Here is a 13,048-nt window from a genome sequence, read left to right as displayed (position 1 = left end):
ACAACTCCGTCAACCCACTTACAAATAAAGTGGATTTAAACGAATTTTCATGGAACGATCCAATACTTATCTATCTAGGTACATTTGTCAAATATTTGTTCGAAAAGATTAAATAAAAACAAGTGCGGTAAACTCAAGCCGCACTTTGTTTCATCTATGTTATTCAGATTTGGCAAGCTCAGTGCTCAAACTCTGTTGATAACGCTGCCACAACTCATCTAAGTCTTCATTAGTCACCGCTTTAATTGCAGCAGCAAAGCTCCAAGGGCTTATCGTATGTGCCGTTTGGTTAAAACGAAAGGCAAATTCCGAATGCTGCTCAGCCAACCAAGCCAAAAAGAACCCCGTGTTGGTATAACCACCAAGCCATGATTCTGAGGGTTTGGGCGCACGGGTTTTGTGGAATCCGGCCTGAATACGAATGAGATCTGCCATTCCCTCCACAAACGCATGGGCTTGCGGCTCGCCATAGTGGCGATCTTTTGGAAAGAGCTGATAGCCATGGGTAAGCTCATGCCAGAGTACCCCAAGCAGCTCGTATTCCACTTGTGAATCTGGCTGCTCGGCCAAACGCTCAGTGATATATTTTGAACTAAACGCGATGATCATATTGCTCTCATCACCACTACGATAAGCTATGGTATCCATCCATTTCAGCTGAAATGTGACCTTTGAAAAATCAGGCACTTGTGTAAAGTCTCGATATAACATGGGAACAAGCTGTAACGTCACGGCATTGATGGTTTGGGTTAAATCAGGAAACAACCGCACTAAACGCTGATAGCCAAGCGAGCTGGTATCTTCAAACTGAACTTCTACTTGAGCAGGGGTGAATCCTAACCAAGGCGCGGTAGGGTCAAGCACTTTAAGCGCATTTTCACGTTGTAGTTGGTGTTCTCCAACCCGATTTTCTGCATGCAGATTAATGTGATAGCTGCCAGGAAGAGTAGGTGTAAACTGAACTTGCTCACCTTGTAAAATCAGCGCGGAATTTGATGCGCCCGCAGCTTGAATAGTCCAAGTCTGCTGAGTAGGTTGATTGGCCGTCTGGCTCGTAAGCGTCACTCGCTCGCCAAGTGTAGTTACGCTTTTATCGATGCTGAAATCCGCCAATGGCAATTCTGTCGCAGCAAACAAGGCAAAATCAGCCAACTGGAGATAGTTGTCACCCCACTCAGTCACGCCTCGCGATTGCATATCTAAGCGAAAATGTTTGAAAGGACGTGGATCAGCGATTTCAAACGCCACCGTTTCGCCCCGCGCTGCAAATTCAAATCCGCTTTGTTCATCCAATACTTGCCAATTATTGCCATCCAGAGACGCCAATAAACGCCATGTAGCTGAGTCTCGCATTGGCGCATCGCCTGCGCTCGTCAAGCTGTAGCGGCTGACTATTTCTTGATTTTCGCTGGAAAATTGCACCCAAGCTTTTGCGTGTTCGCTTAAATATTTGCTACTTTTCGCCTTATCAAACAGCTGAGCAATACCTTCATGGAGAATAAAGTCTGCATACTGGGCAGTAATTTCACCTTTATAATCAGTGATATCGCGCACCACAGGGGAAGTTGCCGTGTTATTTTGCAAAGCACAAGAAGACAAGCTCAATAAGCTTGCGCCTAACGTGAACCGCCAAGCCCAATGGCTTGAAATTAGGGTGGTCTGTTTCATTTATCGCTCCTTTTTGGATGAGATTATTGGATCGTTCCATGGAATTCAATATAAACTCAACTGAAAGCCGTTAATTTTTCAGCACATGCCCCTTAAAACCTCGTTCCCATAATAAATAATGATAAAAAACTTCGCACTGTAATGCCTTGTAACTACCTATTTGCTGATTTCTGACTACACTCAGCTTGTTAGGCGTGGACACAGTATTCCCAAACAACGAGCAAGGTTGTTAAACGTTTTATTGCAACTATACCCACATTACTTGGTGTTGCAGGTAGGCGGCAAGTAAGCGCATCCCCATGAGCATAGAATTACTGTGTGATTGGAGAGAGCTAACGCAGCCAACAGCGCTGCGGCTTCAAGTAGCAGGGTATAAACAGGGTTAAGGAAGAAGTCTTAATGTTATGGCGTCGCGTATCTTTGCAAGAACAATGGCATTTTTTGAAATTATTGCCCGCTGTGCTTTGCTGGATTTTTAGCGCAATCAGTCAGGCCGCAACCTTGACTATCGGCGTATCACAAACTCCTTTATCAACGCCGTTTATCGTTGCTCAGCAGCAAGGGTTTTTCTCTCAATTTGATTTAGATGTCACAATCAAACCCTGTCTTGGCGGCGTTGTGTGTAGCGATATGCTCAATCGTAACGAAGTCGACTTTGCCACGTTTTCTGACTCTGTGGTGATGTTTCAAATATACAAACAGCAAGAAATCGCGGTGATCAGCACCTTTGTACGAGCAGAGGGTGATGTCAGATTGTTAACCAAGAAAAATGCTCCGTATCAAACCATGGCACAACTAAAAGAACAGCCCATTGGTTTGGTAGCTGGGAGCGCTAGCGAGTTTTTTGTTGATGCCATGCTGGTCGCTCATGGCATGCAAAGTAGCGATATTACGAAAGTGTACTTAAGCCCCGTTGCACTCTCAGCGGCACTCAATGACAATCAGGTCGCGGCAATATCAGTGTGGGAGCCTTGGGCTTATCAATTACAACATAACCCGCAGCAACCACTGCGCGATTTAAGTCTAGCAGGGATCTACACCCTATCTTTTAATCTGGTAAGTAAAACGCAAACCTTAGCAGAAAATGACCACAAAGTGGTGGCACTGCTCAAAGCGTTAGACGCCGCCATTGAGTGGGCTCATGATCATCCCTTACAAACCCAACAACTGGTCGCAAACGCGCTAAATTTAGAACTTAAACAAATGCAATGGTTATGGGAACGTTATGTATTTCGCTTAAGTTTGAGTAATACTCTTATCGCCGAGCTACAATTACAGGCGCGCTGGGCAACCAAACTCGGCTTAGTTGAAGGTGAACTCCCCTCATTTCGACAATATCTATACTACGATGCATTACAGCAAGTACTCAATGAGCAGCTGGAGTGGCAATGATGAACTCGATTTCTCGCAAGTTGACACTACTATTCGTTTCCACTGCATTACTATTGTTGATGATCTCATTTGCACTTTGGAATATCGCCGAAGAACAACATGAAGCCAAACTACACGCGAATGAAATTATCAAAATTCACAAAAAAGTAGACTTCTTACACGGCCAATTGTGGATGTACTTGCAATACAAAGATAAGCAAAGTTTACAACGAGTCTCTTTAGCTCAGCAGGAGCTAAATGCCTTATTAAATCAATTCCTCCAACCTAAGTTAGCACTCAGTCCTTTAATACGACTAAACGGTAATCTTGCTATGTTATTAGCTCACGAAGTAACACTCACTCAACTCTTGCCTGTAGAGCCAGACTTTTCAGATAGGTTAGCTAAGGCGCAGTTACTGCTACATTCACGCTATAACATTTTGATGGAAGACATGAGCGAGGCACTGCTTGATGCCCAAAAACAGTTGGCGCGTAACAATGCAGCGCAACAACACCAAACCTTGTTCTTTACTGCACTATCACTGATAGTTTTTGCCATTTTAGTGAGTATCATCGCGCTATTTATCCTCAAGCGCGTACGCGGTGGTTTTTACCAATTGACCGATGGCATTGCCAGACTTTCGCAAGGAGACTTAGACAGCCGTATTGTCGCACGCTATCAAGACGAAGAATTTGCCACCGTTATTAAAGCGTTTAACCGTATGAAAGCATCGCTGCAAAAAACTACTGTGACCAAACAGCATTTAGCGCAAGAAGTTGCAGCGCAGACCGCACTGCTAGAACAACAAAAAGCCAAATTAACCTTTTTGTCCGAACGAGATCCTTTAACCGGCATCTACAATCGCCGTGCATTTAGCCAAGAACTTGAACGCACTATCGCTATGGCGCAACGGGCACAACTGCAATTTGCCTTATTATTTTTTGATTTAGATAAATTTAAAGCCATTAATGATACCTATGGGCACCCCGCCGGCGATGCAATATTGGTCGAAATTGCCAGACGTTTACAACACAATATTCGCAAATCGGATTTTTGCGGACGTATAGGTGGCGACGAATTTGTTGTTTGCCTTAATCTTGAAAAGGACTTTTCAGGGGTAGCCGACAAAGCCGAGCAATTGGTCAATAAATTAACCCGCCCAATCTTTTACGAACAGCTCAAACTTGAGATTGACGTAAGCATCGGCATTAGTCTTTACCCTAACGAGGCAACAACCCAGCAAGCACTGTTACATTTGGCCGATACAGCCATGTATAAAGCAAAAGCACTGCACGGTTCACATTGCTTTTGCCACCACTTACATACCGAGCCAAAACGTTTGGCGTGATGAACTAAACCTTAAAGCGACCTACGCTATGATTGAGCCCAGTCGCAACTGTACCTATTGAATGTGATGACTGATTGGTATCACTAACTAATTGCAACGCGGTTTGACTTAAGCTATTTAACGAGTTGACGTTATTGGTAATATTATCAACCACAGTACTTTGTTGTTCGGTCGCAGTCGCTATTTGATAGATAGTATCGTTAGTCAGCTGTAATTGCTCAACGACCTTGGCCAGTGCCTCACGCGCTTCATTGGATAATTGCACCACCTCGCCTACCTCATTTTTACCGCGGTTAATGGCTTCAACAGCTTGCTCCACACCCCGCTCCAATCCTACTATCATTTGCTGAATATCTTCAGTTGAGCGCTGAGTTCTGCTGGCAAGCGATCTTACTTCATCTGCCACTACGGCAAACCCGCGGCCTTGTTCACCCGCTCTGGCAGCTTCAATTGCCGCATTGAGTGCCAACAAGTTAGTTTGTTCAGCAATAGCGCGGATCACATCCAACACTTGCACAATGTTTTTTGATTCCATTGCCAAGTTTTGAATAACTTCACTGGCAAACTCCACCGCGCCGGATAAACCTTGAATACTGCTTACCGACTTATCAATTACGCGCTCAGCAACATCCGTATGTTGCTGCACTTCGTTGGTACGACTGGTTGCGCCTTGCGCATTGGAGGCTATCTCATGTACCGCGTGAGACATTTCATTGATTGCCGTTGCTACCATATCCAAATTTGCGCGTTGGTCATGGGAGGTGGTTTGACTTTGGGTAGCAATACTCTTTAATTGCGACACAGAGCCTTCTAACTGCGAGGCATCTTTTTGCACATGTTGGATCAAAGCTTGAATGTTTGCCATCAACTGATTAAACGACTTGGCCAACGCCGTCAGTTCGTCTTGACCTGACGTATCCAACCGACCTCGTAAATCCCCCTCGCCCTGACATAGGCTTTGGATCATTTCGTCAATTGAATCGATACGCTTAGTCACCAATAATGGCCCATACACGACACTGAGCAAGCCAAACAAGGAAGCTAATAGCACTAAGGTGATAAACAGCATTCGGCCTGTGGTATTTTTTTGCTCAGCAACTGCAGTGGTATTTTGTGCCAATTCTAAGGTCATTTCGCCTATTTTATCGTAGTGATCGCGTAAGCGCTGAAAGCTGACTTCAACTGTTTCAGTATTGTATTCATTTGCTTGAGTGCTATTACCTTGGTCAGCAAATACAAACACCTGCTTCGCCTCACTCAGCCAGGTATTATAGTCACGGTTAAAATCCTTCGCGGTAGTCACAATCTCTGGTACATCAGCCAAATTCGCCAATACCAGCTGCATTCTATCCAGCGCTTGTTTGGCGTTTTCGTCAAAGTCCGCTTTGGCTTGCTGCTTTATTTTGTCGTTGTCCGGATTGAGTAGGTAAAGTTGTGCAGCCGTTGCGGCTTGGTAGAGATCTCTATCGGCGTTTAAACTCGCTGAAATCGCCGAAATATAGGTTTTGGTCACTACAGCTAAATCATCAGACAAACGCTGCATCTGACGATACGCAAAGGCACTGACGACAATTAAAAACACAAACACTACAACAACAGGTACTGCAAACTTAGTACGGATAGATAAATCGTTCAGACGTGACATAGGCCACTCCAATAGTCGATTGATAGCAAAAGTATAATCGCTATCAGCCGACATTCAATGTGGCTTAATGTGGCGTACTTTGACTTAAGTACCGCGCAAAGTGAACAACGCCTTTGCGCGGTGAAGTGGCGCTAAGGCTAAAAGAAACCTAGCGGGTTTTCACTGTAGCTGACCAACAGATTTTTGGTTTGTTGGTAATGATCTAAGGCTTTTTTGTGAGTTTCGCGACCAATACCGGACTTTTTATACCCGCCAAACGCCGCATGGGCCGGATACATGTGATAGCAGTTTGTCCACACTCGACCTGCCTGAATCTTGCGACCAAAGTGATAAGCGCGGTTCATATCGCGCGTCCACACCCCTGCGCCCAAGCCAAACTCGGTACTATTGGCAAGCGCGAGGGCTTCTTCCGCAGTTTTAAAGGTTGAAAGGGAGATCACAGGGCCAAAGATCTCTTCTTGGAAAACCCGCATATTGTTGTGACCTTTAAGTAAAGTGGGCTGAATGTAATAACCCGCGGCAAGTTCATGTTGCATCACTTCAACGTCACCACCAATCAACACCTCAGCGCCTTCTTTTTTACCTATATCAATATAATTCAATATTTTATCAAACTGTGCTCGTGATGCTTGCGCACCCACCATAGTCTCAGTATCAAGCGGATTGCCGCGCTTAATCAGCTTAGTGCGCTCAATTACCTTAGCAATAAAGGCATCATAGATATCTTCTTGAACAAATAAACGCGATGGACAAGTACAGACTTCTCCTTGGTTAAAGTACGCAAGTACCGCGCCTTCGATACATTTACTTAGGTAGTCATCGTCTTTTGCCATGACATCACTAAAGTAAATATTGGGTGATTTACCACCCAGCTCTACAGTTGAAGGAATGATGTTTTCAGCCGCACATTTTAGAATATGTGAACCCACAGGTGTTGAGCCAGTAAAAGCAATTTTGGCGATGCGCTTACTGGTCGCAAGCGCTTCACCCGCTTCTTTACCAAAACCATTGACGACGTTAACTACCCCAGCAGGCAATACATCACCGATTAATTCCATCAGTACCAAAATTGAAGCTGGTGTTTGTTCGGCAGGCTTTAACACCACGCAGTTACCCGCCGCCAGTGCGGGCGCCAGTTTCCAAGCGGCCATCAGAAGTGGAAAGTTCCATGGAATTATCTGTCCGACCACACCAATAGGCTCATGAAAATGATAGGCTACGGTATGCTCGTCGATTTCACCAATACTGCCCTCTTGCGCACGAATGCAACCGGCAAAATAACGGAAGTGATCGGCCGCCAAAGGAATATCCGCCGCTAAGGTTTCACGCACGGCTTTGCCGTTGTCCCAAGTTTCCGCAACGGCCAGCAGCTCACGATTGGCATCAATAATATCGGCAATTTTTAAGAGCAGATTGCTGCGCACCGTCACGCTAGTCGTACCCCATGCGTCACGCGCCGCATGGGCGGCATCCAGCGCCAGTTCGATATCGGCGCTGTCAGAGCGCGGGATACGGCAAAATACTTCGCCATTGACTGGGCTTAAATTATCAAAGTATTGGCCATTGACCGGTGGCACCCACTGGCCACCAATGTAATTGTGATATTCAGCTTTAAAATGCACTAGCGCACCGGCGCTATTTGGATTGGCGTAAATCATAGTCTTCTCTCAACTTGCTGTTATACCTTGCCTACTTGAAACCGCAGCGATGTTGACTAAGCTCGCTCAACCCAATCAGATAGTTTATCTCTGCTCATGGGGATGTACGCTCTTGCGCCGACCAGCGACTCCGAGTAGTTTGGGTGTAGTTATAATTAGGGCTGAATAATACCAACCCTCAATAATACTTGATCATTTTGAGGGACCAAAGCTGTCGCTAACGGCGTTAAAAATTTCTCATTTAGAACAACTAAATAGAAAAATTTTCGCCTTGTAATCGACAAGGTTTGCTTGCCTCAAAATAGATCACTTAATTAAGAGGATTGGTATAATTTGTGCCCGAAGATTGACAATACGCCACCTAAGGCATAAAAACTTAACTCTCAGTCCAAATTAGTTAGCTGTCCGTCCACCGCTAAGTATGGGTACCACAATGCTAAAAAACCTTGAAAAACAAAGACAAAAAATTGGGTGTTTAGTGGAGAACCGCGTGAGTTTTAACGCCGACGATGTGGTGCTCAGCGTTTACGACACCTATGCCGATGCTAAGCGAGTGGCATTGACCTCCTCTGAGGTGCTGTTTTGCGGCATGCTCTCGGGCAAAAAGATCATGCACGTGGAGCAATGCGATTATCATCAGCCATTTTTACCCAATCAGAGTTTTGTTCTCGCTCCTGCGCAGCAGGTCTACATTGATTTCCCCGGTGCCAGTTTAGCTACACCAACCACGTGTTTAGCCATTGAGATCAGCCGCGATAAAATCTCTGCTGTCGCGCAGCAATTAAACGCCAAAGCCGCTCAACGAGCACCCGCGTTGCAGTATCATCACGCTCTGGTACACACCGAACACAATCAGCAAACGCAACATCTGCTCGCCCGAATGCTGCATTTATGCAGTGAAAATGGCGATGAACGAAGCTACTTGATTGACTTGGCATTAAACGAGTTAATCGCAAGGCTATTGCAGCAGCAAAGCCGCGATTGGATCTTGTCGCAAGTGAAAGCAACGCCTGATCAATGTGGTTTATATGCGGCCTTAGCTTACTTACAACAGCATTTGTGTGATGTCGTGGAGATTGATGCGCTATGCAAAATCGCCTGTATGAGCCGCAGTAAATTTTACGCGGCATTTAAAGCTGAGCTGCATTGCACTCCAGAGCAGTGGCGGCAACAAAAACGCCTAGCGCTGGCTAAGCAGCGCTTGCAAAATGGCGAAAGTGTTACCAAAGTGGCATTCGATTTAGGGTTTAGCCATCCAAGTCAGTTTAGCCGTTGCTTTAAACAGGCCTTTGCACGTTCACCCAAAGCTTATCAAACCGAGTGTCAAGCTACGCATTGAGCGCGGCAAATCACTCACCAAGTAAAGTGTAAAAGCGTTGGGTTACGCCATTAGTCCAACCAAATCCTTGTTGTACGAGATATTCGCCACCGCCTGCGCGTGCGTGCAAATCGCACACATTGTATTTTTCTAGCAAACAACCGTGGCGAGCAAAATCCATTTCCACCATATTTATCCAGCGTCGCATAATAGTGTGCGCAAGTTCATCAAAGCCATAGCGCAGTAAGCCACTCACACCAAACCATTGCAGTGGCGCCCAACCATTAGGGCTATCCCATTGCTGCGCTGAGGTAGTTAACGTAGTCACCAGTCCACCCGCTTGCAAAAACTTGTTTGCCAACCTTGTTGCCATGCGCTCGGCTTGGCTAGCACTGGTTAAACCGGCAAATAACATAGTGGTTGCCGCTAATGACTGCACTGACGTTGATGTGCCGCTGACAAAGTTATAATCATGATACCAACCATTTTCTTCATGCCAACAATAACGCTCAATGGCCTCAGTGCGCTGCTTGGCCAATTGCACATAACGCAGCGCTTGCTGCGGCTCGCCAAGCGCGCTGTAGCAACGACTGAGTTGCTGCTCCAACATCACCAATAAGGCATTTAAGTCAATCGGAATGCGCGAAGTCGTGTGGATACTGCGTAAATCATCCGCACAAGCCAACCAACGGCTTGAGAAATCCCAGCCGGATTCACACGCCGCACGTATTTCACGATAAAAACCTGCCCGCTCAGCTGGCGCTAATTTGGCCGCGGCTTCAACATCTTCTTTGTATGATTCTGGACGAGGCTCAGCTTCGTCATCCCAGTAACGGTTAAGTAGCGCCCCGCATGGCATCCGCACTACTCGTCGCGCTGCAACATGCTGCTCGCCTAAAAGCGCAGCGCCAGTCATCCAAAACGCATATTCACGTTCCAGCGCATCACACACTTTACGCACCCAGCTCAAGTCATGTTGCTGGTGCGGCCATAATAGCCCTGCCATTAAGGCCGTCACGGGCGGCTGTGAGCGGCTTAAATAATAACTGCGGTTGCCGTTTGGCACATGACCAAAAGTCATGATCAAACTGATAAAATTGTCTAACATGGCAGCGACTTGGGAATGCCTGCCACTGTCCATTAAACCCAGCGCTGTAAAATAGCTGTCCCAATAGTAAATCTCGTTAAAGCGCCCGCCAGGCACGATATAGGGCGCAGGTAACGGCAGCAAACTGCCCTGCCCTTGTGTTTGCGCGTCACGCGCCAAGCAGCTCCATAAATGCTCAATATAAGCGCGCACATCATTAAAATCAGGCAAAGGCGCCAACTCGGGTGACTGTGCAAAGTCAAAATGTGCCGCAACAAACGTGGCTAAATCCGCTACTGGGTTTTGCTCATAAGTTTGCATGGCATGCTGCCAGCTCACTTTAGGTAACGCATCAGCAAATGTTTTGCTGTCGGGAAATAGTCCGCTACTTTGCACGGCTTTAAAAAGCGCACTGTGTTCAAACTTCATTTATTGCGCTCCTACTACGTTTTGGTTTTGTGCAGCCTGCTGCAATTCTGCGCGGCGTTTAAAGAAAAATAAGCAAACGGCGACACCAGCTATCGGCAATAACGCACCGTAAAAAGCGTGTTGGCCGCTAAAATACTCAAACACTAACCCTGTGATGATAGAGCCTGTGGTGCCACCCAGCGCTGAAAACACCACAATTAACCCCGTCATCGCAGCATGCTGCGCTTTGGCTAAGCTGCTCAACATCACCGAATTAATAAGTGGATAGATTGGTGCCATTAAAAGGCCAATTAGTGGCATTAAATACGCCGCCAGTGGTGCGGAAAATATGCTGCTCACCGCTTGCGGCGCAACATTTTGAGTCAGCGGTAAAGTCAGCACAATCAGCACTGCCATGCCAAGTAAACAGCAGTTAAGGAACACGTACCAAGGAATAAACTTTAAAATTTGCCCAGCAAGTAGTCGACCAAGCGCAAGGCTGGCAGCAAATAAACTGGTTAATTGCACACTGACCGTTACAGGTAAATGTAAGATTTCATTGTTGAAAGTGGGCAGCCATGAGCCCACGCCTTGCTCAATCAACACATATAAAAATGCCGATAGCACAAACACCAACACCAGAGGTTGCGCCGCTAGTTTCAGCATCATCACAAAATCCTGAGCTAATGGCGTGTTGGTGCTTTGTGCCGGTTTATTGATGGGCGCCAACCACACCACCAGCATAGTTAGGGCAATTAGTGCAGCAAGCAAATAATACACTTGCAGCCACGCCATTGAACCGCTCTCGCCGTCGATAAATGCCGCAAACACCCAGTAACCTGAAAGCACCCCCACCATAAAAATCCCTTCTATGGTATTGAGCAAACTGGAATGTTGTTTTGCATCGCTGGTAACTTGACCTATCAAGGCATACACCGACACTTTAACAATGGCAAAGGCACTGCCGATTGCCGCAAACAAAAGCTTGATGGCCCAAAAATGTCCGATACTAGGTGTGAGTACCGCGACCACAGCTACCACACATAATGCCGCAAGCAACGCCACCTTATAGCCAATCCGGGGAATAAACGACGCCACCAAAAACGAAACAATGGCTATCGGTAAATCTTTAAACCCTTCGAGCGTGGCGGCTTGCCCCTTACTCACTGCAAAGGTTTGAATAGATTGCAAAATCACAGTGCCTACACTGTTTAGTAAGATAGCAAATAAAAAATAGCATGCCGCCATGGCGACAATGATCCGGGTACGGCTCATAGCCAACTCTCGTTAACAACTCAGTTGCATTTCAGTCTAGCGGTGTTTTTTTTGCAATGCAAACGTTTGCATTTTAATTTATGAAAATATTCCTAAACCATGACTTAAGTGTTTGAAAGCGCTTGTCCATATAAGTCAGTAATGCGAAAAGGCTGCAAATGGCAAACGCCCAGTGCAACCGTGCTCGCTTAGCTCGATTGCCGTTGCATCAGGGCAATTGCTACTTGCTCTGAGCTTGGCTGCTCACCTGCTAATTGCGCTAAGAGCTTAGCCACCAACAATTCAGCGGCTTGCTTTGTATTTTGCGCTATGGTGGTTAAAGAAGGGTGGCTAATATCGGCCATGGCGATATTGTCAAAACCGACGATCCGCACATCGTTTGGCACACTGACATAACGTTCCTTGAGCGCTTTCATGGCGCCGAGCGCAACCATATCGCTACAGGCAAAAATGCCATCAAAGGTCAGACCATCTTGGCGCAGCATCTGGTTTATCTGCTGGTACGCGGCTTGGCTGGTAATATCAATGCGCACCAGCTGTGCATCTGCAGAAGCGCAGTCTGCCAGTGCTGCCTGAAAACCGCGATACCGCTCACCCAATTCAGCATGCGCTGGCTCACCTAAAAACACCAACCGCCGAGCGCCTCTATCAAGTAAATGCTGAGTCGCGGTTTTACCGCCTAAAAAATTATCGCTACCGACGATAGGATAATTACACGCAGTTTTGGGGTCGCCCCACACCACCAGCGGTGTACCTGCCTCTACCGCTCGTTCAATACGATGTTGCTGCTTACCTTGCCCCACCACCACAATACCGTCGGCGCGGCGACCGGAAATAAAATACCCATGCCAGTCGTCGCCCGCCATGTAGGAATTCGATAACAGCAATTCATAACCTTGACGATTAACGGCTAAATTAATGTCGCTCACCACTTTAAGTAAAAACGGGTCATCGATAGATTGCTCTGTTTCGTCATCTAAGTTAATGATCACTGCAATTACGTTGGTTTTTTGCAAACGTAGTCTAGAAGCCGCAGCATTTAAACTAAAGCTATGAATTTTAGCAAGTTCTTGGATTTTCTCACGCGTTTCCTGCTTAATAAGCGGACTATTATTGAGCGCTCTTGATGCGGTAGAAGTCGACACCCCTGCCAATTTAGCCAGATCCGCCAATGTCACTTTACTTGCCATAGAACTCCTACCACTTCCTAAACTTCGCTCAACAACGCAATAAGGTATTGAATTTACCAGTATATCGCAAACTTTACTG

General features: G+C 46.3%; 9 protein-coding genes. 3 read left to right on the top strand and 6 right to left on the bottom strand.

Translation table 11 applies throughout. The features are described from left to right. Nucleotides 1-159 precede the first annotated feature (159 nt). Entirely contained in the window at nucleotides 160-1,668 is a 1,509-nt protein-coding gene (locus tag ACFOEE_RS19560) for a basic secretory protein-like protein (RefSeq protein ID WP_377128508.1), read from the bottom strand. Nucleotides 1,669-2,067: 399 nt separating this feature from the next. On the opposite strand from ACFOEE_RS19560, the gene ACFOEE_RS19555 reads away from it, so the two are divergent. Then, complete coding sequence (locus ACFOEE_RS19555) at nucleotides 2,068-3,060, top strand: ABC transporter substrate-binding protein (protein ID WP_377128505.1); 993 nt, start codon at nucleotides 2,068-2,070, stop codon at nucleotides 3,058-3,060. After that, on the top strand, nucleotides 3,057-4,388 hold the full coding sequence (locus ACFOEE_RS19550) for a diguanylate cyclase domain-containing protein (protein ID WP_377128502.1): 1,332 nt from the start codon (nucleotides 3,057-3,059) through the stop codon (nucleotides 4,386-4,388). Before ACFOEE_RS19555 ends, ACFOEE_RS19550 begins: the two co-directional genes overlap by 4 nt. Before the next feature lie 4 nt (nucleotides 4,389-4,392). Here the strand turns inward: ACFOEE_RS19550 and ACFOEE_RS19545 are convergent, their stop codons facing one another. Continuing rightward, a complete protein-coding gene (locus ACFOEE_RS19545) occupies nucleotides 4,393-6,033 on the bottom strand; it encodes a methyl-accepting chemotaxis protein (protein WP_377128499.1) in 1,641 nt (546 codons plus the stop codon). A gap of 137 nt (nucleotides 6,034-6,170) precedes the next feature. Beyond that, nucleotides 6,171-7,691, bottom strand: coding sequence for an acetaldehyde dehydrogenase ExaC (gene exaC, locus ACFOEE_RS19540; protein ID WP_377128496.1), 1,521 nt, complete (start codon nucleotides 7,689-7,691; stop codon nucleotides 6,171-6,173). A 433-nt stretch (nucleotides 7,692-8,124) separates the two neighbouring features. Between exaC and ACFOEE_RS19535 the strand changes: the two genes are divergently transcribed. Next, nucleotides 8,125-9,030, top strand: coding sequence for a helix-turn-helix domain-containing protein (locus ACFOEE_RS19535; RefSeq protein WP_377128493.1), 906 nt, complete (start codon nucleotides 8,125-8,127; stop codon nucleotides 9,028-9,030). Nucleotides 9,031-9,040: 10 nt separating this feature from the next. Here ACFOEE_RS19535 and treF read toward each other — a convergent pair whose 3' ends face one another. The 3 genes from treF to ACFOEE_RS19520 form a co-directional block, all read right to left on the bottom strand. Further along, nucleotides 9,041-10,525, bottom strand: a complete 1,485-nt coding sequence (gene treF, locus ACFOEE_RS19530; RefSeq protein ID WP_377128490.1) for an alpha,alpha-trehalase TreF — start codon at nucleotides 10,523-10,525, stop codon at nucleotides 9,041-9,043. Beyond that, on the bottom strand, nucleotides 10,526-11,779 hold the full coding sequence (locus ACFOEE_RS19525) for an MFS transporter (RefSeq protein ID WP_377128487.1): 1,254 nt from the start codon (nucleotides 11,777-11,779) through the stop codon (nucleotides 10,526-10,528). Between the two features lie 188 nt (nucleotides 11,780-11,967). Then, entirely contained in the window at nucleotides 11,968-12,969 is a 1,002-nt protein-coding gene (locus tag ACFOEE_RS19520) for a LacI family DNA-binding transcriptional regulator (protein ID WP_377128485.1), read from the bottom strand. Nucleotides 12,970-13,048: the final 79 nt, after the last annotated feature.

The organism is Pseudoalteromonas fenneropenaei (genome assembly GCF_042643375.1).
Taxonomy (GTDB): Bacteria; Pseudomonadota; Gammaproteobacteria; order Enterobacterales; family Alteromonadaceae; genus Pseudoalteromonas; species Pseudoalteromonas fenneropenaei.
The sequence above is the reverse complement of the archived record's forward strand: the minus strand, read 5'-3'. Positions and strand labels throughout refer to the sequence as shown.